This window comes from Aminobacter anthyllidis (genome assembly GCF_018555685.1).
GTDB classification, from domain to species: Bacteria; Pseudomonadota; Alphaproteobacteria; order Rhizobiales; family Rhizobiaceae; genus Aminobacter; species Aminobacter anthyllidis.
The window spans coordinates 143012-163739 of sequence record NZ_JAFLWW010000012.1; the positions used below are offsets into that span (position 1 = coordinate 143012).

Annotated in this window: 17 protein-coding genes and 1 pseudogene; 2 read left to right on the forward strand and 16 right to left on the reverse strand. The window is 58.9% G+C overall.

Features of this window, described 5'->3' with window-relative positions; genetic code table 11:
* The 7 genes from J1C56_RS28925 to J1C56_RS28955 form a co-directional block, all read right to left on the reverse strand.
* Complete coding sequence (locus tag J1C56_RS28925; protein WP_214393403.1) at positions 1-1263, reverse strand: sarcosine oxidase subunit beta family protein; 1263 nt, start codon at positions 1261-1263, stop codon at positions 1-3.
* 471 nt (positions 1264-1734) lie between these two features.
* Complete coding sequence (locus tag J1C56_RS28930) at positions 1735-3021, reverse strand: serine hydrolase domain-containing protein (protein WP_214393404.1); 1287 nt, start codon at positions 3019-3021, stop codon at positions 1735-1737.
* A gap of 64 nt (positions 3022-3085) precedes the next feature.
* On the reverse strand, positions 3086-4288 hold the full coding sequence (locus J1C56_RS28935) for a M24 family metallopeptidase (RefSeq protein WP_214393405.1): 1203 nt from the start codon (positions 4286-4288) through the stop codon (positions 3086-3088).
* Between the two features lie 553 nt (positions 4289-4841).
* Positions 4842-5621 (reverse strand): 3-hydroxybutyrate dehydrogenase, encoded by a 780-nt coding sequence (locus J1C56_RS28940; RefSeq protein ID WP_214393406.1) that lies wholly within the window; start codon positions 5619-5621, stop codon positions 4842-4844.
* A 43-nt stretch (positions 5622-5664) separates the two neighbouring features.
* Complete coding sequence (locus J1C56_RS28945; RefSeq protein ID WP_214393407.1) at positions 5665-6852, reverse strand: glycine C-acetyltransferase; 1188 nt, start codon at positions 6850-6852, stop codon at positions 5665-5667.
* Between the two features lie 74 nt (positions 6853-6926).
* A complete protein-coding gene (locus J1C56_RS28950) occupies positions 6927-7886 on the reverse strand; it encodes an aminotransferase class IV (RefSeq protein ID WP_214393443.1) in 960 nt (319 codons plus the stop codon).
* 302 nt (positions 7887-8188) lie between these two features.
* Positions 8189-8644 carry an Lrp/AsnC family transcriptional regulator gene (locus J1C56_RS28955; RefSeq protein ID WP_214393408.1) on the reverse strand — a complete coding sequence of 152 codons (456 nt, stop codon included), beginning with the start codon at positions 8642-8644 and terminating at the stop codon, positions 8189-8191.
* Positions 8645-9068: 424 nt separating this feature from the next.
* Between J1C56_RS28955 and J1C56_RS28960 the strand changes: the two genes are divergently transcribed.
* Both J1C56_RS28960 and J1C56_RS28965 read left to right on the forward strand, forming a co-directional pair.
* Entirely contained in the window at positions 9069-9653 is a 585-nt protein-coding gene (locus J1C56_RS28960) for a DinB/UmuC family translesion DNA polymerase (RefSeq protein ID WP_338001524.1), read from the forward strand.
* Between the two features lie 1262 nt (positions 9654-10915).
* Entirely contained in the window at positions 10916-12103 is a 1188-nt protein-coding gene (locus J1C56_RS28965; RefSeq protein ID WP_006329252.1) for a Fic family protein, read from the forward strand.
* Between the two features lie 244 nt (positions 12104-12347).
* Here J1C56_RS28965 and J1C56_RS28970 read toward each other — a convergent pair.
* From J1C56_RS28970 to ccoN, 9 genes and pseudogenes are all read right to left on the reverse strand, one after another.
* A pseudogene (locus J1C56_RS28970) lies at positions 12348-12617 on the reverse strand (alpha-hydroxy-acid oxidizing protein); the annotation flags it as partial.
* A 20-nt stretch (positions 12618-12637) separates the two neighbouring features.
* Positions 12638-12793 carry a cbb3-type cytochrome oxidase assembly protein CcoS gene (gene ccoS / locus J1C56_RS28975; protein ID WP_136622694.1) on the reverse strand — a complete coding sequence of 52 codons (156 nt, stop codon included), beginning with the start codon at positions 12791-12793 and terminating at the stop codon, positions 12638-12640.
* Positions 12790-15081 (reverse strand): cation-translocating P-type ATPase, encoded by a 2292-nt coding sequence (locus J1C56_RS28980; protein ID WP_214393409.1) that lies wholly within the window; start codon positions 15079-15081, stop codon positions 12790-12792. Before J1C56_RS28980 ends, ccoS begins: the two co-directional genes overlap by 4 nt.
* Positions 15078-15575 carry a FixH family protein gene (locus J1C56_RS28985; protein WP_214393410.1) on the reverse strand — a complete coding sequence of 166 codons (498 nt, stop codon included), beginning with the start codon at positions 15573-15575 and terminating at the stop codon, positions 15078-15080. The genes J1C56_RS28980 and J1C56_RS28985 overlap by 4 nt, the downstream gene beginning before the upstream one ends.
* On the reverse strand, positions 15572-17137 hold the full coding sequence (gene ccoG, locus J1C56_RS28990; RefSeq protein WP_246592096.1) for a cytochrome c oxidase accessory protein CcoG: 1566 nt from the start codon (positions 17135-17137) through the stop codon (positions 15572-15574). The genes J1C56_RS28985 and ccoG overlap by 4 nt, the downstream gene beginning before the upstream one ends.
* Positions 17138-17340: 203 nt before the next feature.
* Positions 17341-18204: a cytochrome-c oxidase, cbb3-type subunit III gene (gene ccoP / locus J1C56_RS28995; RefSeq protein ID WP_019856557.1), complete on the reverse strand. Its 864-nt coding sequence runs from the start codon at positions 18202-18204 to the stop codon at positions 17341-17343.
* A 2-nt stretch (positions 18205-18206) separates the two neighbouring features.
* Positions 18207-18356 carry a cbb3-type cytochrome c oxidase subunit 3 gene (locus J1C56_RS29000; protein WP_214393412.1) on the reverse strand — a complete coding sequence of 50 codons (150 nt, stop codon included), beginning with the start codon at positions 18354-18356 and terminating at the stop codon, positions 18207-18209.
* Positions 18357-18366: 10 nt separating this feature from the next.
* The gene (ccoO, locus tag J1C56_RS29005) at positions 18367-19098 is read right to left on the reverse strand and encodes a cytochrome-c oxidase, cbb3-type subunit II (RefSeq protein WP_214393413.1); all 732 of its coding nucleotides are present in this window, start codon (positions 19096-19098) and stop codon (positions 18367-18369) included.
* Between the two features lie 11 nt (positions 19099-19109).
* The gene (ccoN, locus tag J1C56_RS29010; RefSeq protein WP_214393414.1) at positions 19110-20720 is read right to left on the reverse strand and encodes a cytochrome-c oxidase, cbb3-type subunit I; all 1611 of its coding nucleotides are present in this window, start codon (positions 20718-20720) and stop codon (positions 19110-19112) included.
* Between the last annotated feature and the right edge of the window lie 8 nt (positions 20721-20728).

Consider the following 20728-nt stretch of genomic DNA (forward strand, 5'->3'; position numbering starts at 1 on the left):
CTAGTGAGCAATGCCCGAACCAGCGGCTTCGTCGATGAGGCGGCCGGTTGTGAAGCGGTCGAGATCGAAGGGCTTGCTGATCTCATGATGCGAGCCGGTCGCCATAAGATGGGCGAGAAGCCATCCTCCGGCCGGAATGGCCTTGAAGCCGCCCGTGCCCCATCCGCAGTCCAGGTACAATCCCGGAATGGGCGATGGACCGATGATCGGAGACGAGTCCGGCGTCACATCCACTATGCCCGCCCACTGCCGCAGGATCTTGAGTTGGCCAAACGCGGGAAACATCTCGATCAGCCCCGAGATCGTGTGGTCGTGTGCTGGCGGGTTCCCTCGTTGCGCATAGGAGGGAATTCGATCCAGCCCGCCACCGAAGACGATCTCGCCCTTGTCGGATTGGTTGGCATACGTTCCTGTTCCAATGGAAAGCAGCGCGGTATCAAGCACGGGCTTGACTGGCTCGCTGACCATCGCCTGCAAGGAATAGGACTGGATCGGAAGCGAGAAGCCTGCCTTGGCCGACAGCATCGATGAATGGCCCGCAACCGCCATGGCAACGCGATCCGAACGTATTTCGCCCCGTGAAGTCGAAACACCTCTGCATGCTCCGCCTTCAATGATGAAATCGAGCACTTCGCAGTTCTGGATAATGTCGACACCCAGATGGCTGGCGGCTCTGGCGTAACCCCACGCGACCGCGTCGTGCCGGCAAATGCCAGCCCTGCCCTGCCAGACCCCGCCGAAAACAGGGTACCGTGCGTTTGGGCCGGTATTCAGCAGCGGAACGACCTTCAACACCTGCCGACGGTCGAACAACTCGGCGTCGATGCCATTGATCTGCATCGCATTCACGAGACGCGCTGCGATCTCCATGTCCATCTCGCTATGCGCGACGTTCAGTCCGCCTCGCTGGGACAGCATGATGTTGTAGTTCAACTCCTTGGAGAGCCGCTCATAGAGCTGCAAGGAGAACTCATAGAGTGCCACGCTCTCGGGATAGAAGTAGTTGGACCTGACAGCGGTAGTGTTCCTGCCTGTGTTGCCGCCGCCTATCCAACCTTTTTCCAGAATTGCGACATTGCTGATGCCATGATTCTTTGCAAGATAGTAAGCAGTAGCAAGTCCATGACCTCCTCCGCCCACAATTATCGCCTCATATGTAGGTTTTGGCTCAGGTGAGGCCCAAGCCGCCGTCCAGCCTGTTTGGCCGGTGAGACCTTCCCGAATAAGGGAAAGTGCGGAATAGCGGCTCCGATTTCGGCGCATTATATCATATCCATACCCCGCTCCGCGTGCAGCCGGAGGCGGTCAAGGCCAACCCAACAATCAGCTTATTATAAGCGCTTCTGTGCGGCTGTTATTTCAAACCTACCCTGATGTTGAAATGTCAACGCCAATAAACCAACAGAACTGAAATGTGAAAAACTGATCTGCCAATCTCATCAGCCCGAAGCTCATGAGGTAGAATGATCCTTCTCAAGCGACCACGCCACGCAACCGCGCTCGCGCGAGCCTCTATCAAACTTCCGCGAAGACTCAGCTGGGCCCACAAACGAGCGAGTTCCCAGAACCGGTGGGCGGGGGATATGGTCCATAAACCTCCCGTTTCCGACCCGAAGCTTGCGTCCCAAATCGGAAGCACTAACCATGCGCGGCTAGGAACACATGTTTGTTTTTCGAGGCTGCAAAAAACCGCTGCCGCTCAGACAGACATCAATATGCAAATTGTCGACAATCTTACTCCCTCAGCATTCGGCCAAGGGCAAGCAATTGCGGCACGGTGATCGGATCGTTACCTATGCTCGATCCCACCGGATGCGAAGCGAAGCGCGCCACGACCATTTCCGCGTCAGGGGCAATGTAGAGTCGCTGCCCATTCATACCCTTACCTTCCACGGCGCCTATTTCATTATGTGAAACATACCACATGGCGCGATAGGAATAGCCACGCAGCAAATCTGACCCAGTCTTGGCAAATTTCTCGGGATCGTCTCCGCGACGAACTTCATCAATGACAGAGGCAGGGATTAACTGGTTTCCATGCCAGTCGCCCTCACGTCGAATGAGTTCGCCAAACCGTGCCATATCGCGAAGTGTCGCTGACAAACCGCCTCCGGCCATGGGCGTGCCTACGGGGTCAACTAGCATATAACCGTCTTCCTCGCATCCGAGGCGCGACCAGATCCTATCGTGAAGATATTCAGCGAGATTCAGTCCGGTTACCTTCGCCATCACCCAGGCCATAACCTCGCTGCTCACAGTTTTGTAAGCGTAGGCGACGCCATGCTCACCCTCCTTACGCAACGTACGCAAATAGTCAAAAAGCGTATCGGGGACGTACGAATTTCCAGAACGAGGGCGCATCCCGCAAGCGCGCATGTAGGCTCTAACTCCGGATTGCGGATTCTCGTAGTCTTCTGTGTAGTCAACGCCGATTTGCATATCCATTACTTGGCGAAGTGTCGCATCACCCCATGCGGTCCCGCGCAGTTCGGGAATGTAGTGAGGGACCTCTTTCGTTTCGTCCAGAATACCTTTGCTAACAAGATCAGCGGCTAATGTTCCAACATAAACCTTCGTCACCGAATGCAGAGCGTGAGGAAGATGTGGCTCCAGCGCCCCGAAATACCGTTCATAAACTATGCGACCACGATGGACCACGACAATGCCATCGGTATAGGTAGCATACAGCGCATCCTCAAATCGCATTGTCCGCCCATCTAGGGCATCGAATGTCAGTCCATCGATATCATGAGACCTATCATCTCTTTCAATCTGAGATATCGGAGCACTTCCGCGCCGTACGTTCACGGTCGGTGCGAGTTCGCGCATATGCGAAAGTGCCCACCTTATCTGCGGAAAGTCGAGGAATTGATCACTCTCGAACGTAATCCGCTTGTCCGGCTGAGGTGGAAGTCCCTGCATCCATCCAAGCAATCGAGGATCGGATTCCACAGCGTTGAGATAGGTCTGACTATCGGGAAGACCAAGGGGATTTATTCCAGAGGAAACGTCTCTAATCATTGAAATCCCCTCATCAAGGATATGCGATCTGGTACGGATTGTGCCGGGCCAGCGCCTGTAGCCCTCACTCTTCGACGACAGTCAGTTCTCGGTCATGCACTGTAAGGATTTCGCATCCTGTTTCCGTGACGACCCATGTCTCGCTGAAACCTACAGCCGGCGTACCCGGCTTATCGACCACCAACGGCGAATGAAAGGTCATCCCAGCCTTCAACTCCAACTCAGCGCCCTCACGGATAAAATATAGTTCTTCTCCCCACGTGGGAGGGAACCCCAGTCCAATCGAATACCCGTATATGCGCGAAGAACTCGGTACAGGGCTTATTTCATCCATCCCGGCACCAATCTCTCTCGCTACATCGTGAGCGGAACGGCCTGGCTTAACTACCTGAAACAACAGGTCGAGAGTCTCATTAATAACCTTGGCCCGTTTCTCCACTAGCGGAGACGGTTTACCGATGGAGACCGTGTGAAAGACCGCGCTAGTGTAGCGTTGGTAAGCAGCGCCAAACTCCAGCGCTGCCGTGTCACCCTCCTGAAGGGCGGTGCGCCTAAACGTGGTGTGGCCGAACCAATTGCGTTGACCCGCAGACACAATGGGCTGGGTACTGAAATACTCACTTCCCTCATTTACGAGCGTTTGATAGATCACGGCCGCAATCTGGTTATCAGTGACGCCGGCCTTGATCATCGGCAAAACAGTATCAAGCGCCTTTATTGTGATACCGGCCGAACTACGCATGTAGTCGACTTCGGCTGACGATTTGACCATCCGTGGTTGCGCAACTACATCGGACGCATCAACGAGAACGGCATTCGGCAGCGCGCGTTTCAATCCCTCGTAAAGTTCGACGCCAAGGCCCATCTTCTTAATCTCAAGACCAATTCGCTTTCTCTCCTGTCGCCGTTCTTTTAGGATATCTGCAAGACCGGTCGCCATCCCATCGCTATCGGTCCAAGGGACACTTCGGATGTCTTTTACCCAACTGGTGAGCAGGGCGGGACCTACCTCCAACTGATGCATATGCAGTATGGGTTCACCCTCGCGGGGCAGTACCATGCATTTATACCAACCCGAACCGAAGCTTTGGTATCCGCTCAGATAACTCAAGTTGGGAGTGAATGTGACGAGAAGGACATCCAAACCCTTCTCGTCCATAATATTTCGCACCCTTTCGAGTCGAAGACGATACTCGGACTCTGAAAAACTTAGTTCTTTTTCAAAAACCTGTGTTGCGAGTTCTTCAATGTACTGATCGTAGTTCATGCTTTTCCTTCCCTTCACGGCCGTCCTAGACGCCAGCGATCCCAGATAGTACTAGTCTGAATCAATAGCGACCTTTGCCGCTCTATGGATTGGTTGGCGGCACTGTGGCGCTCTCCTGACACTTCGTTTGAGAATGGCTTTGTCGGCCTCAGTTGCCAGACCCTCCATTTCCCTGCAGACGACATTTTTATAAGATCGTCGCCATGCTATTTCGATCATTGCCTTCAGGGTGGTGCAATATTATCCGCAAACTCCACGCGTATCTGAAACAGATAGACCACGATCCATAAGCGCGACATGTCAGCGAACGGGAGCTTCGCCTGGTGCCGCGTGTGAGGAAAGAATCCTCTTGTCAGGGGTTGGCGCGAATCCCTGCATCCAGCCCAAATCTGTTGGATCGGACTCCTTCCCCGCTCGCACGTCTACCGGATCTGGATTTTCGGCTGAACGGGCCATCAAGGTGATACCTCTCCACTAAGCTTCCGGATGAAGATCTAGGCGCGACACTAGCTGTTGAAAGAACATCGCCGCGAAGTTCTTCGGCGAGATTGCCTCACTGCGCGGTCCAACCGCGGTCTATCGATATGCAGGTTCCTGTGATCGACCGTGCAATGTCGCCTACGAGATACAGAGCGAGTGACGACACCTCATCGATTTCCACGAACCCTCTCGTCGGCTGCGTTGCAAGCAGAGCAAGCTTGGCCTCTTCCTCGCTGACACCGCGGGTTTTGGCCTGATCCGGGATCTGCTTTGCCACGAGCGGAGTCCAGACATAGCCGGGACAGATCGCATTTACGGTGATGCCGTGAGCAGCCAGTTCGAGTGCGGTCGTCTTCGTCAGTCCCGCAACCCCATGCTTAGAGGCGACGTAGGCCGACTTGAAGGGTGATGCCACGAGCGCGTGGCCGGATGCGATATTTATGATCCGGCCGAAGCCTCTCGCCTTCATTCCCGAAACTATTGCCTGGGTCGTATGGAACGCCGAAGACAGGTTTACCGCGACTATGGCGTTCCATTTTTCGACCGGGAACTCGCCGATCGGGGCCACGAATTGGATGCCTGCGTTGTTTATTAGGATGTCGGTCGGCCCTAGAGCGGCCTCTGCTTCCTGTACCATCCTGGCGATGTCTGCTGGCTTGCTCATGTCGGCCGGGGAATACCGGAGCTCTACGGAAAACCGACGCGCAGTATCCGACCGTACTTCTTCAATCTCTGCCGCGTCGCCGAAGCCATTCAGGGTCACGTTCACGCCAGAGGCGGCGAGAGCCTGGGTCACTCCGAGACCGATACCGCTCGTCGATCCGGTTATAATTGCAGTTCTTCTGTTCGTCATCGAGCGATCGACCCGGAAGTTGGACGTTGGATGGGAAGTCCGGCTAGCCCAGCAGACCCAGCTCACTCCCGACCTCGGTGAAGGCCTGGACGCAGCGATCAATGTCGGCGTCGGAGTGCGCGGCGGACATCTGCGTCCTGATCCGCGCCTGGCCCTTTGGCACGACTGGGAACGAAAAGCCGATGACGTAAATGCCCCGCGCCAGCATCCTTTCGGCCATTGCCTGAGCGAGCGACGCGTCGCCGAGCATCACCGGAATGATAGGATGGTCGGCTCCGGCGAGCGTGAAGCCCGCCTTGGTCATCTTGGACCGGAAGCGGTTCGCATTTGCGTAGAGCTTTTCACGCAAGGCGTTGCCGTCGTCGATCAGGTCGAACGCCTTCAGCGAGGCGGCCGCGATTGCAGGCATCAGCGTGTTTGAGAACAGATAGGGTCTCGAGCGCTGGCGCAGCCACTCGACTACTTCACGCTTGCCTGAGGTATAACCACCCGACGCGCCGCCGAGAGCTTTGCCGAGGGTCCCGGTGATGATGTCAACCCTGCCCTCGACGCCGCAATGCTCGGCCGAGCCGCGGCCGTTTTTGCCGACAAAGCCGACGGCATGGCTGTCGTCGACCATGACCATGGCGTCGTATTTTTCCGCGAGATCGCAGACGCCTTTCAGATTGGCGATGATGCCGTCCATGGAAAACACGCCGTCGGTGGCGATCAGGCGGAAGCGGCAGTTCTTGGCTTCCTTCAACCGCGCTTCGAGGTCGGCCATGTCGTTGTTGGCGTAGCGGAAGCGCTTGGCCTTGGAGAGCCGCACACCATCGATGATCGAAGCGTGGTTGAGCGCATCCGAGATGATGGCGTCCTCCTCGCCGAGCAGCGTCTCGAACAGGCCGCCATTGGCGTCGAAGCAGGAGCCGTAGAGGATAGTGTCATCCATGCCGAGGAAGGACGAGATCGTGGCTTCGAGTTGCTTGTGCTCCTCTTGCGTGCCGCAGATGAAGCGCACCGAAGCCATGCCGTAGCCATAGCGATCGAGCGCATGCTTGGCGGCGTCGCGCAGACCCTCATTGTCGGCAAGGCCGAGATAGTTGTTCGCGCAGAAATTCAACACCTTCTCGCCGCCGACTTCGATCTCCGCCGACTGCATCGAGGAGATGACCCGCTCGGATTTGTAAAGCCCAGCTTGTTTAAGCCCCTGAAGTTCGCCCGAGATATGGGAAATAAAAGCACTGGTCATTGCAGGGCGGCCGTTCAATTGAAAGCGCCTCAACCGGTTAATCGAACCGAGGCGCCAGGGGTTGCTTTGCGAGTCTAGGGATATGTGATTTCCGTCGACCAGGCCGGATCTGAATGCTTCTTCCAATAATGATCCATCAAGCGCCTCGTAACTGGTCCGACCGACCCGTCCGAGATCGGCGTGCCGTCTACTTTGGTCACGGGCATGATGCCGCCAGCGGTCGAGGTGATGAATACCTCGTCTGCTCCGGACAGATCGGACCGGGAAACGTCTTCGGCGACCGCTTTGAGATTGATTTCCGCGGCAAGATCGAAGACGCTACGACGTGTGATACCCGGCAAGACACCGAATGCCGGCGTACGCAGCCCACCGTCCTTGACGACGAACACGTTGAAGCCTGGGCCTTCGGCAATATTTCCATTCTCGTCAAGGACAAGGGCAGTCTCTCCGCCCGCGTCGTAGGCATCGAAAAGACCCTTCACGAGATCGAGCCAATGATAGTTTTTCACCTCCGGATCGACGGACTTCGGCGAGATGCGGACGATCTCGCTGACAGATACATGCAGTCCTCGTTCGAGCTGCTCTTTGTTCGCGACTGAGCCGAATGGGACGGCGAAGGCGATGAAGCGGTTCTCAGATTGCCGAGGATCGCGACTGAACGTCGGAGATCCACCACGGGTGCAGATCATCTCGACATAAGCAGACTTGTGGCCGGAAAGTGCCACGCAGTTGTGCAGAATGTCCGTCACCTGCTCTCGGGAGTAAGGTATCTTCATGCGCAGACGCTGCATGCCACCCCAAAACCTGTCGAGGTGAAGGTCGAGGCGGAAGAAGCGCCCTTCCCAGACGTGCACGGTGTCGTATGTGGCGTCCGAATGGAGAAAGCCCCAGTCCAGCACCGATATCTTGGCTTCGGACATCGGCAAGTACTGACCGTCCATATATGCCACGCCGTGAGGATAACTGCGTGGATCTGTATGCTCGGTGTCAACTGCCGGCAAGTCTGCCGCTGGCTTGATGTTGGCGATTGTCATGATTGTCCTTCCTTCGAACCCCTGCTGATCGAGCATCCCTTGCCCGCCCACTTCTAAGCGCGCAGCAAAGACACCTCGCGCCACCGCGGATGTTTCGTCGATTGGCGGCTTTGGCCGGTAGAGCCGGCGGCCGTCGACTGCGGCGTACGGGTTGAGGGCAGAGCCACCCCAGCCCGGCACGCCGCCGACCACACATTTGATCGCAGGAATTGGTGGGGAGAAATGAGCAATCTGCCGAAGCAGACGCAATGCTCACCTCAAAAAGTGTGCGGGCATGTAGGAAAAGCTGCGGAAGTCACGCTTCAGACTAGGACTCGTGGTTCGAACTTCACTCGGTCCAGAGTGATCATGCTGCGAAACTTCCGAACGTTCGGGTTCGTGTAGAGCTTGGTTTTCACGAACACGTCGAACGCCTCCACGTCCTCGACGGCGACTATCAACACGAAGTCCGCGTCTCCCGTCACCATGTAGCACTGGGTGACCTCTTTGGCTGCGCGCATGGCGCGCTTAAAATCGTCGACGAGGTCCAGCCGTTCCCTGTCCAATTCGACGGTCAGTACCACGGTTAGGGACTTTCCCAACGCCTTCGGGTCAACAAGTGAGATGTCGGCGATGATCACGCCGTCCGCGCGGAGCTTGTTAACGCGCCGCATGCAAGAGGCTGCGGAAGAGCCAACGAGGTCGGCTAGCTCCGCGAAAGAGAGCCGGTTGTTCTTCTGGAGGGCGGCCACGAGGCGCCGATCGAGATCATCAAGCATCGGAAAGTATGCTCCCTTGCTCATGAGCGATAGCTACTCCCCGGGCCGGTGACAAGTGTTGGACCGTAAGAGAATAACCGTCCTGCCTGCTGATACATGCCATTGATCCTCAGTTTGAGATCGAAACGTTTCACATCTCCAGTGATTTTGCGGGATGTGCGTCATCTCGTACGGGCACTCTCGACAGAGTGAGGGTTCGAAGCATCCAGGGGAGTCAAAGTGGATCTCATCGAAGTTAACGGCACCCTCGGCCACCGAGTGGCGTCGCCATCTGCATGAGTTCCCCGAACTGGGGTTCGCTGGTAACGAGACGGCGCGCTATGTCCGCGAGAAGCTCACTTCCTTCGGCCATCACTGAAATGAGTTCGGCATTGCCGAGACTGGGATCGTTGCACTTATCAGAGGGCGACATGGCGCCGGGCCGGTGATCGGTCTGCGCGCCGACATGGACGCGCTACCAAAATTGGAGAAGTTGGGCATCCAGACCGTCGCCGATCTGCGCGAGAAGCCGCTAGCTTTCTTGCAGCAACATTTCGGCAAGTCGGGAAACTGGTATTATCAGATCGTCCGGGGAATCGATGAGCGGTCGGTTCAGCCCGACCGTCCACGGAAATCGGTCGGCGCCGAAGATACCTTTGCGGTCGGTATCTTTGCCCTTGATGCGGCGCGCGCCGAGCTGGCACCGCTGGCCGAAAGGGTTTGGCGCCATTGCGAAGCCAAGCACCTTTCCGGCAGGACGGTGACGCTGAAGGTGAAGTTCACCGATTTCCAGCAGGTCACACGCAGCCGAACCCTTCCAAGGCTCTTGCTGGGCGCCAATGAAATGCTTGAGGTGGCACAGACCATGCTCGCCGACCTGTTCCCGACCGCGAAAGGCATCCGCTTGCTGGGGTGGGACACTGTCATCTTTGGAAGGCATGGACACATATCAGGAAAAGGATTTGTCGTGGATATCTCAGAGACATCACCCTTCCTCGAAAGCGTTGACGACTACATCGATCGGCGCTGAGCCGCCTTAGTGTGCCTGATGGCCTCACTCAAGGTCTCCGCGCCTGCACATCTATACAGTAATACTTTATAATTCCAAGAAATAGCATATTATTACTGATAAAAGTCGCATAACATATCTTATGGAACTTAGAGGCAGTTTCCAAATCTGTTGCAGTTTGGCGTCTGTGTGGTCGACACATTCGCTGCCTTTTTTCCGGAAGGAAACTGCTTCGTCGACGCATTCGCAGCGTTGAATGAGGTGGTTGGTGCTCCACAACAGGACAAGCACGCCTTTCCTCACATCGGACAATCCGGTCTGCAGCTACGATCCGCGTCAGCTCGGCCCTTTTGCTCAGCCTCGCTAACGCGACCCGATTGCCTACGGAGATTGCCGAAGGCTATCGGGTGTTTCTGCGCGATCCCGCCAATCGCGCTTTGCTCAGGTTGCTGGAGGCAGAGACCGGAGATCAAGCCTGGTGGTCCGACGCAACGGAGCTACGCCAGCCGGCATCCAACGCCGGTGAATATATTGCCGGCGAGCCGTCGCATGTCTGACGCTTCGCAGAATTGGTGACTGAACTGCCCACGCTGCCTAGCTGTATCGCGTGAGCAGAAGACAGAGGTTGTATAGCGTGAATCTGCCGAACTTGCGAAAACGCGCTTGCTCAGAGCCTGTTCGAGCGCTGCGCGGAGCCGCTACCGAAATTCCATAATCCGTTCATCGGCGCGCCTATGACTGGCAGACGTTGCTTACAGGCGTATTTGCTCTTGTCGGCGCGTACCTATTGTGGGTTCAAATCCAGCGTCAAAGACGCCAGTTGCGATTTGAGAGCGAATGGATCGCGCTCAAACGCAAACGTGAGAACCTGGCGGCCCGCATCGGGTTTCCACACGCGCTCGCAGAGCTCAGCAGATATTGGGCTGCCTCGTTCGAGTCCTCGCGCAGCCTGGTCGCAGCGTCGCGTGCTTCCGCAGTCTCTGGAGAATCATTTGGAGTCGCCTATATTTTCCTGGTCGTATATCCTAGTCAGCGCGACCGGCGAAGTTCGGCCAAGCGATCGGCCAAATCGACCTACCGATCGCAAATTTGTACATGCTATCAATGCGCTAAGCATAGCGAATATCGGCCATCATCGGCATTGGCATTGGCGTCGTCGATCAACCGTCTCGGTGAAGCTGAGGTAGCGCTAAACATCGGCCAAATGATCGGCCAGTTATGGGCGCTCAGCTAAAATTTCTGTTGACATATACGTACTTAGCGCGATCTAACATCGGCCAATTATGGAAGAGACCGTACAGCGCATCGAGCCGGCGCGCCTGGAAGACGTTGCGGAGCCTATCTCCGACGCGCTGGCTGAGCTGTCAGCAAGCTCGGCGGTTCTCGGCGCCAAGCTGCATCCGCGCACGGCCGCGAACCTGGCGGATCTCGTGCGCATCATGAACACCTATTACAGCAACCTGATCGAGGGTCACAACACGCGCCCCCGCGACATCGAACGCGCCCTCGCCGGCGAATTCGACAAAGACCAGGAACGACGCAACCTGCAGGTGGAAGCCGCGGCCCATGTTCGACTGCAGGGGGAAATCGATCGCCTGGCCGCAGAGGGTCAGCTCCCAGAACCGGCTTCGCTTGATTTTTTGCGCTGGCTGCATGCGGAATTCTACCGTGACGCCGATGAGGCGATGTTGCGCATTCGCGGCGCAGACAGAGAATTCTTGATGGTTCCGGGTCGGTGGCGATCACAGCCCGAACATGATGTCACTGTCGGCCGCCACCAGCCGCCGTCAAGCGATCGCGTCGAAGCGTTCATGGAGCATTTCGCTAGCCGGTACCGCTTCCAACGTACGGGCAAAGCGGCTAGGATATTGGCGATTCCGGCCGCGCATCATCGGTTCAATTACATTCATCCCTTCCCAGACGGCAATGGACGCGTCAGCCGCTTGATGAGTCACGCCATGGCCCATGAGGCAGGAATCGCCGCGCACGGGCTGTGGTCGATTTCCCGAGGCCTGGCGCGGGGTCTGGAAAGCCGCGGCGACTATAAACGCATGATGGATCACGCCGACATGCCACGCCAAGGCGATCGCGACGGCCGCGGTAATCTTTCTATGCGGGCGCTGGCGGATTTTACCTTATGGTTTCTACGCGTATGCATCGATCAGGTCAGTTTCATGTCCAGCCTGTTCGATTTGAACCAACTTGCCCGGCGTCTGCAGCGGTTCGTTCAACGCTACGACCTGAAGCCAGAAGCTTTCCGGCTGCTCGAGGAGGCGCTTCTGCGCGGCGAGTTCGATCGCGGTGAGGCCTCACGTATCGCTGGCTTGCCGGAACGTACGGCCCGCCGCGTGTTTACCGAGGTGCTCGAGCTTGGCCTGCTTGCGTCCGATACCCCGAAAGGACCGGTATCGCTACGCTTCCCGGTCGACACGTTGGACGAACTGTTTCCTAAGCTATTTCCGGAAACTTAGCGTCGCATAACTGCGCCTATAGTGTTGCCGATGCCCTTGTCTCTCCAGCGAGTCCAGCCGCGGCTCGGGCGCTCGGTGAGTTCGTGGTCCGCAAGCTTAAACCTCCGTTCGATTGGGCGCAGGATGGATAGATATTGGGAACCGAAACAATCCGCAGAAATATTTTGGTACCTATGTTGGTTAGCGCTGCCGCTGCGCAAATCACAACTATTTGGAAACAAAGCGAAATCTTCTCGGATCGGATTCCGCCTCTGAGGGCCGCCGAGGGCAACAAGCGCGCCTGACGCAACGCCGCCAGATCAGCCGAGCCGGTGCAGAAGCAGGCGACGGCCAACTGGCGGATGACGATCTCGAAATGCGCGACAACCGCCTCGGTGGACACCGTCGCCGCGCGCGGCACGCCGGCCGCCTGCCCGGCGATGTCCGCGCCCAGGCGGATGGCCTTGGCCACATCGACGCCGTCGCGGATCCCGCCCGACGCGATCAGCTTCACAGTTGGCAGTGCCCGACGTAACCGTCTGCACGCGGCTTGAATCAGCGTTCCGGCCGCTCGTTCCGGTCAATGAGGATACGCTCGGCCGCTCCGTCGAGATCCTCGTATTGACCAGACCTCAAGGCCCACAGGAAGCCAGACAGTCCAAGCCCGCCCGCCAACAGAGCAACAGGTATGAGATAAACCAGGATTGTCATGAGGGTTGCGCCAATGTGCCAGTGTGGGGGCGCCTGTCTGGCGGAGCAGTTCTCCTTGGCTCGTCTGGCACAAAACTTTGCAGCCTCGATGCATTGCCAATGACAAGCAGTGATGAGGCCGACATCGCGATCGCGGCGATCAACGGCGTGACATGCCCCAGAATGGCGATCGGCACGGCAACAGCGTTGTAGATGATCGCGATGGCTATGTTCTGGCGGATCAGCCGCCCTGCCTTCCGCGAGACGTCCAGCGCAAGGGGTACTGCCGAAAGGCTTTCACGCAGGAACACGAAATCGGCGGCGTTGCGGCCGATATCGGCGGCGGTGGCTGGAGCGATCGAGCCGTGCGCCGCGCCCAGCGCTGGCGTGTCGTTGAGCCCGTCGCCCACCATCAGGACCTTGTGGCCGGCCTTGGTCAGCACTTCGATCCGCTCAGCCTTCTCGGACGGCAGCAGCGCCGAAACAAAACGGTCGATGCCCAATATTCTTGCGACATCGCCACAAGCGTCCGGGGTATCGCCCGACAGCATTTCGACCGACACGCCGGCATCCTTCAATTGTCCGACCGCCGCCTTGGCGTCGGCGCGCGTAGCGTCCTCGAACGTGAAGGAGGCGACGATCCTCCCATTCTTCGAAAGCACCGTCCCGCCATAGCCGCCATACTTGCCTTCGCCACCGGTCCGGGCTTTCCATCCGGCCCAGCCGCGCCGACCAAGACGCCAGGTGCTGTCCGCGGTCGTGGCTTCGATGCCGAGACCCGGGTGCTCGCTGACGGCTTCCAGCTTCGGCTGGCCGGCAAAACCCGCGAATACGGCGATGGCCTTCGAGAACGGGTGACGGGAGTGCGCCGCCATGTCGGCTGCGATCGCCAGCATCGCCGGATCGATGGTCGACGCGTTGACCAGCCTGGGCTGTCCGAGCGTCAGTGTGCCGGTCTTGTCGAACACCGCCGTATCAATCGCGGCCAGGCGTTCCATGGCCGAACCGTCCTTGACCATGATGCCGTTTTCGAACAGGCGCCGCGCCGCCCCCACCTGCACGATCGGCACGGCGAGGCCGAGCGCGCACGGGCATGTGATGATGAGAACGGCGATCGCGATCGTCACTGCCCGGTGCCAGTCGCCGGTTACCGCCATCCAGCCAAGGAACGTCACGAAGGCGGTGAGATGGACCACCGGCGCATAGAGCGCCGAGACACGGTCGGCGATCCGCCGATAGTGCGCACGACCACCTTCGGCGGCTTCCATCAGCCGGACCATTTCCGCCAGGAAGGAGTCCTTTGCCGCAGCGGTCGCTTCGATGGTCAGGGGGCCGGTAAGGTTGAGCGTGCCGGCCTGAACCTGTTGCCCGGACGTCACGGTTTTTGGTGTGCTCTCGCCAGAAACCAGCGAGCAGTCGAGATCCGAGGCGCCCCGAATGATCCGGCCGTCGACAGGGACCCTTTCGCCTGCGGCGACCAGAAGGTGCATGCCCGGTTCGATCTCGCCAACCGGCAGGTAGTCGCGCGCGCCATCGCCGCGCAGCACCATGGCGCCACGTGCGGCCAACTGGGACAGGCCTTTCACGGCGGTCCGTGCCCGTTCGCGCATGACGTGATCCAGGGTGCGGCCGATCAACAGGAAAAACAGCAACGAAACCGAGGCGTCGAAATAGGCGTGATCGCCATGATTGATCGTCTCGTAGAGGCTCATGGCATAAGCGAGCGACACCCCAACCGCGATCGGCACGTCCATGTTCATGCGGCCGTGGCGCAGTGCATTCCAGGCCGAGCGGAAGAAGATGCCGCCGGCAAAGGTGAGCGCCGGGATGGCGATCAATGCAGAGACCCAGTGAAACAGGTCGCGGGTAGCACCTTCGGCGCCGGACCAGACCGAGACCGAAAGCAGCATGATGTTGCCGGCGGCGAAGCCGGCGACCGCGACCGCGCGGATCAGCTCGGCAAGCGTCTTGTCTTTTTCATCGATCTCGGCGGCGAACAGATGCGCCTCGTAGCCCAGTCGTCTCAGCGCAGCGACGAAGGGCGGCACCTCGTCGCCTCGCCACCGGATCGCGACGCGCTTGGTCGACAAGTTGACACGCGCGTCTTCGACATTGTCGAGCTTTGCCAGCGCCGTCTCGATCGCCTGGATGCAGGCTGCGCAATGAACCGTCGGTACTGAAAGGTCGGTCTGGCGAAGACCATCGCCAACCAAGCGGCTCGCCAACCTGATCTCCTGGCCAGATGGCAGGACCGATGTGGTACCGGTCAGATCCATTGCCTGTTCCGCGCCGGGTGCACAGCAGCTCATTGCAGCGCTCCTTGCGAAATCATGATCCTGCGGACGTCGCGATAGGGTTGCGCCAGGCCGGCATCGGCGTCGACTTCGACGATCCAGACGCCGTCCTTCGGCATGTGCCGCGCCGCGAATTCCTCGCCGGAGGCGAGGGCGAGCGTAACGGACTTGTCCTCTTTCTCGTATGCGGGATGGCGAAACAGCACCTTGACGCCATGCAAGGGGACCGGCTTGCCGGTGGTATCGCTCAAGCTGTAGCGGACCTCACCCCGAGCGATCGTCAGTTTGCCGGTCCAGCCGAGTGCCGCCTGCGCGCGCCCTTCCTCGGCCTTTCGGTTGAATTGCTGGCTGGCCACATAGGTGTTCTCGACGACAAGGCCGGTCCAGGTCGTGCTGGCGAGTGTCGCCATCGTGAGATTGACCGCGATGATCACGCCGAAAAAGCCGAGAATGGTGAGCAGCATGTGCCTGCCGGTGAACTCACGCGTCTTTTGCGTATTGGTGCTCATCTGGCGATCTCCGGGGCGTTGAAGGTGGCGGTGTATTCGTCCGATTCGAAGCTCGCTCTGTCCTCGACGCGGAACTTGAAGGTTTGTGCAGCGTGCCGAACCTCATCCGCTGGCTGGCGCACGAAGACCTTCAGCATGTTCAGCCGGTCGGGTTCGACCGCGATGGCGAAGAAGCGAGCTGCCGGCAGATCACTGCCGACGACGCTCATTTCGGCTCCCTGCAAGCCCTGCATCGTGACGACGATCGTCCTTGGCTCGGGGATCATGTTAAGCAGCTTGACGGTGTAACCGTTGCGGATCGAGCCGTCGGACAGGGTCACGAATTGCGGATTGCGGTCGTGCAGGACGTTGATCTCGAGTCGGTCGCGCGTCAGCAGCGAATAGATCAAGGCAAGCCCGACCGCCGTCCACGCGCCCATGTAGAAGGAGGTCCTCGGCCGGAAGATCTTGCGAATATGGAAATGCGCCAACCTGGCGGAGAATGTGCTGTCGGCCGTTCTGACGAGTGAAGGGTTCACGGGACCGGAGCCGCCTGCGGTCGCCACCGCCATGTTGGCGTTGTAGTCGGACAGCGTCGCATAGGAGATCAGCCCGCGCTCCTTGCCGAGCTTGTTCATGACGCCGTCGCAGGCATCAAGGCACAGCGCGCAAGTGATGCATTCGAGTTGCTGGCCGTCGCGAATGTCGATCCCCATCGGGCAGACTGCGACACAGGCATTGCAGTCGACGCAGTCACCGACCGGCTGCCCCGCAGCCTGGACCTTCTTGGCGTGCCGCGAACGAGGTTCGCCACGCCAGTCATTGTAGGTCACAGTGAGCGAATTCTCGTCGAGCATGGCAGCCTGGATGCGCGGCCACGGGCACATGTAGGTGCAGACTTGCTCGCGCATCAGCCCGCCGAACGTGTAGGTGGTCGCCGTCAGCACCGCGATGGTGACGTAGGCGACCGAAGCGGCGGTGCCGTTGAATACGTCGCCGATCAGCGTCGGCGCATCGGCGAAATAGAGGATCCAGGCGCCGCCGGTAGCTGCCGCTATGACCAGCCAGATGGCGTGTTTCGACACACGCAGCACCAGTTTGCGCGCGGTCCAGCGGCCGGCGTCGAGCTTCATGCGAGCGTTGCGATCGCCTTCGATCCCCCGCTCGACAACTAGGAAAAGATCCACCCATACCGTCTGCGGGCAGGTATAGCCGCACCAGGCGCGGCCGACGGTGGACGTGATCAGGAAGAGGCCGATGCCGGCCATCATCAGAAGGCCGGCGACATAGTAGAATTCCTGCGGCCATATCTCGATGAAGAAGACGTAGAAACGGCGGTTGGCAAGATCGATCAGCACGGCCTGATCAGGAGCAAACGGACCTCGATCCCAGCGCAACCAGGGCATCAGATAATAGATGCCCAGCGTGATCGCCATCACCAGCCATTTGAAGCGGCGAAAGCTGCCCGAGGCGCGTTTAGGGAAGATTTTCTTGCGCGGAGCATAGAGCGGCTGTCGTGTCTTGGCGGAGTTGACCGCTTTTGCCTCGAGCCGCTCCATCTGCGTTTTATCCAGCACGTGCATCTCCACTCGCGCGCGGCCTATGACATCGTTGTGCGACGGACTTGTCTGCTTCGACAGACGTCCGGTCTGCAGTGAGCCCGCTTCGCCGTGTGGGCCGCGCCGCCTTGCTGCAGGTCAATCGCCGCATGCCGGAATGGTGTCGGGGCCCGACTCGTGCCGGGCCCCGTCGCTTGGCGGGGAGGGCCGAGAATAGGCTTCCGTTCCTATTCTCCGCCGCCAAGCGAATGGACATAAACCGCAAGTTCCTTAACCTTGGTCTCGCCGAGACGCCCGATCCAGGCCGGCATGACACCGTGCTTCGGCGCGCGGACTTGGACGGCGATGGCTGTCTCGCCGGGTGCGTAGAGCCAGATCGCATCGGTCAGATTGGGCGCGCCGAGCTCTTTGTTGCCTTTCGCATTGTCGCCATGACAGGCGACGCAGTTTTCCGCGAATACCTTGGCGCCGGGCTCGATAAGACTTGCATCCTGGACCTTGCCCGAGAGGCTGGCGACATAGGCCCCGACCTGTGCGATCTGTTCGGGCGTGATGATGTCACCGAAGGGGGGCATTTCCGACTGCCGAGTATCCGGGTCGGATGCGAAACGGATGCCGTGCGCGATCGTTTGCTGGATCTGCTCGGTCGTGCCGCCCCACAGCCAGTCATCGTCGTTCAGGTTTGGAAAGCCCTTCGACCCTTGGGCGCCCGAGCCGTGGCATTGCACGCAATTGACCTTGAAGGTAGCTCCGCCGGCCGCTACCGCGAATTCACGCAGCGCATCGTCGGCTGCAATCTCGGATACGGTCTTCTGCTGGATGGCCGCGACATATTTGCCCTTGGCGGCTTCGGCAGCCGCCAGCTCAATCTTGACAGCGTTGCGGCTGGAATAGCCAAGCACACCCTTGGTCGCGGAAGACAGCATCGGCCAAGCCGGATACGCAATTGTATAAGCCACCGCCCAAGCGACGGTGATGTAGAAGGTTATCACCCACCATCGGGGCAATGGGTTGTTGAGCTCCCTTATCCCGTCCCATTCATGACCGGTCGTTGAGATGCCCGAGACTTCATCGATATGCTCGCTGCTCATGATCAGTCGTCCTTGAGTGGAATCTGGGCGGCTTGATCGGCCTGTATTTTGCCGCCGGGACGCAAGGCAAAGGCAATGCAGCCGACGAAGAAGAGCGCCATGGCAAACAGACCCCAGCTGTCCGCGAATTCCCGCATCAAATTATAGCTCATTGCGTCCCCCTCAGCGGTAGCCGGCTGCATCGTCATAGGTCTTGAAATCGACCAGTGTTCCCAGCATTTGCAGATAGGCGACGAGGGCATCCATCTCGGTCACCTGCTGCGGATTGCCGTCCAGATCACCGACTTCGGCTTTCGGATAGCGTTTCTCGACGCCGGAGGCATCGGCATTCGGGTCGGCCTGGACCATCAGATCGGCATTGGCGTGCGCGATCATCTCATCGGAGTACGGGACGCCAACACGCGCGTTCGCAACCAGATGCGTCGAGAAGTCCTTCACCTCGATCGGCGCGTCCTTCAGGAAGGCATAGCGAGGCATGATAGATTCCGGCACCACCGAACGTGGATCCATAAGGTGCTGAACGTGCCATTCGTTGGAATAGCGGTTGCCGACTCGAGCAAGGTCAGGGCCGGTGCGCTTCGAGCCCCACTGGAAGGGGTGGTCGTACATGGACTCGGCGGCCAGGCTGTAGTGGCCGTAGCGCTCGACCTCGTCCCGGAAAGGCCTGATCATCTGGCTGTGGCAGAGGTAGCAGCCCTCGCGCACATAGATGTTGCGTCCGGCGAGTTCCAGTGGCGAGTAGGGCCGCATGCCTTCGACTTTCTCGATCGTGTTGTCGAGATAGAAAAGCGGCGCAATCTCGACGATGCCGCCGACGGTCACGACAAGAAGAGAGCCAACGAGAAGAAGCGTGGCGTTCTTCTCGATGATCGCGTGTTTGTCCATCAAGCCCATTGTCTGGCTCCCTATTCGGCAGGCCGGAGGGCGGGCTCGGAACCTGGCATTGGTTGCTCTTCGCGCTGGTGGCCAAGAATGGTCATGGTCACGTTCCAGGCCATGAGCAGGGCGCCGGTGAGGTACATCGCACCGCCGATGGCACGCATGACGTAGAAGGGATGCATGGCGGCGACGGTTTCGGCGAAGGAGTAGACGAGGAAACCCTGCTCGTCGTACTCGCGCCACATCAGGCCCTGCATGATGCCGGAAACCCACATCACCGCGGCGTAGACGACGATTCCGAGCGTCGCCAGCCAGAAGTGCCAGGTGACGAGCCGCAGCGAATAGAGACGTTCACGGTTCCACAGTTTCGGCACCATGTAGTAGATTGCGCCGAACGAGATCATGCCAACCCAGCCGAGCGCGCCGGAATGGACATGGCCGATGGTCCAGTCCGTGTAGTGCGACAGCGAATTGACCGTTCTGATCGACATAATCGGACCTTCGAAGGTCGACATGCCGTAGAAGGCGACTGCCATCACCATCATGCGGATGATCGGATCGGTGCGCAGCTTGTCCCAGGCGCCAGACAGCGTCATCAGGCCATTGATCATACCGCCCCATGACGGCATCCACAGCATGATCGAGAACGCCATGCCGAGCGTCTGCGCCCAGTCGGGTAAGGCGGTGTAATGCAGGTGGTGCGGGCCGGCCCAGATGTAGAGAAAGATGATCGCCCAGAAGTGGACGATCGACAGGCGGTAGGAATAGACCGGCCGGTTCGCCTGCTTGGGCACGAAATAATACATCATGCCGAGGAACCCGGCGGTGAGGAAGAAACCGACGGCGTTGTGGCCATACCACCATTGCGTCAAGGCGTCCTGGACGCCGGAGAAGGCGGAGTAGCTCTTCGAGCCGAGGAAGGAGGCCGGCATCGACAGATTGTTGACCACATGCAGCATCGCGATTGTCACGATGAAGGACAGGTAGAACCAGTTGGCGACGTAGATATGCGGTTCCTTGCGCTTCAGGATCGTGCCGAGGAACAGGATGAGATAGGCGACCCAGACGATGGTCAGCCAGAGATCCACATACCATTCGGGTTCGGCGTATTCGCGGGCTTCGGTGATGCCGAGCAGGTAGCCGGTCGCGGCCATGACGATGAACAGCTGGTAACCCCAGAACACAAACCAGGCAAGTTTGCCGCCAAACAGCCGGGCGCGGCACGTGCGCTGCACGACATAGAGAGACGTGCAAAGCAAAGCGTTGCCGCCGAAGGCGAAGACGACGCCGGATGTGTGCAGCGGCCGCAAACGGCCGAAGTTGAACCAGGGCTGGATGTTGAGATCGGGGTACGCGAGCTGCAGCGCAATGACCACACCGACCAGCATGCCGACGACGCCCCAGAATACCGTTGCAATGGCTCCGTAGCGGATCGGGCCATCCATGTAGGCGGAGGTGTCGATCGGAGCCGCCGGCTTGAAATCTGTGTTGCGCAGCAGGATCGCGGTAAAGCCAGCCACGGCGAAGAACAAAACCCCCATATGCTGGCGAAAAGGTCCTTCTACGCCGAAGCCGGCAGCCACCAGGGCCGCAAAAGCAAACAGGCTTAGAACGACGATCTCCGTGCCGAATTTCATGACATGTC

Excerpts from the sequence above, each read along its gene's own strand:
- ccoG (WP_246592096.1), bottom strand. The coding sequence starts at position 17,137 with ATGCACGTGCTGGATAAAACGCAGATGGAGCGGCTCGAGGCAAAAGCG.
- J1C56_RS28965 (WP_006329252.1), top strand. The coding sequence starts at position 10,916 with ATGGAAGAGACCGTACAGCGCATCGAGCCGGCGCGCCTGGAAGACGTT.
- J1C56_RS28930 (WP_214393404.1), bottom strand. The coding sequence starts at position 3,021 with ATGATTAGAGACGTTTCCTCTGGAATAAATCCCCTTGGTCTTCCCGAT.
- ccoP (WP_019856557.1), bottom strand. The coding sequence starts at position 18,204 with ATGAGCAGCGAGCATATCGATGAAGTCTCGGGCATCTCAACGACCGGT.
- ccoO (WP_214393413.1), bottom strand. The coding sequence starts at position 19,098 with ATGGGCTTGATGGACAAACACGCGATCATCGAGAAGAACGCCACGCTT.
- ccoN (WP_214393414.1), bottom strand. The coding sequence starts at position 20,720 with ATGAAATTCGGCACGGAGATCGTCGTTCTAAGCCTGTTTGCTTTTGCG.
- J1C56_RS28980 (WP_214393409.1), bottom strand. The coding sequence starts at position 15,081 with ATGAGCTGCTGTGCACCCGGCGCGGAACAGGCAATGGATCTGACCGGT.
- J1C56_RS29000 (WP_214393412.1), bottom strand. The coding sequence starts at position 18,356 with ATGAGCTATAATTTGATGCGGGAATTCGCGGACAGCTGGGGTCTGTTT.
- J1C56_RS28940 (WP_214393406.1), bottom strand. The coding sequence starts at position 5,621 with ATGACGAACAGAAGAACTGCAATTATAACCGGATCGACGAGCGGTATC.
- J1C56_RS28945 (WP_214393407.1), bottom strand. The coding sequence starts at position 6,852 with ATGACCAGTGCTTTTATTTCCCATATCTCGGGCGAACTTCAGGGGCTT.
- J1C56_RS28935 (WP_214393405.1), bottom strand. The coding sequence starts at position 4,288 with ATGAACTACGATCAGTACATTGAAGAACTCGCAACACAGGTTTTTGAA.
- ccoS (WP_136622694.1), bottom strand. The coding sequence starts at position 12,793 with ATGACAATCCTGGTTTATCTCATACCTGTTGCTCTGTTGGCGGGCGGG.
- J1C56_RS28925 (WP_214393403.1), bottom strand. The coding sequence starts at position 1,263 with ATGCGCCGAAATCGGAGCCGCTATTCCGCACTTTCCCTTATTCGGGAA.
- J1C56_RS28955 (WP_214393408.1), bottom strand. The coding sequence starts at position 8,644 with ATGCTTGATGATCTCGATCGGCGCCTCGTGGCCGCCCTCCAGAAGAAC.
- J1C56_RS28950 (WP_214393443.1), bottom strand. The coding sequence starts at position 7,886 with ATGACAATCGCCAACATCAAGCCAGCGGCAGACTTGCCGGCAGTTGAC.
- J1C56_RS28985 (WP_214393410.1), bottom strand. The coding sequence starts at position 15,575 with ATGAGCACCAATACGCAAAAGACGCGTGAGTTCACCGGCAGGCACATG.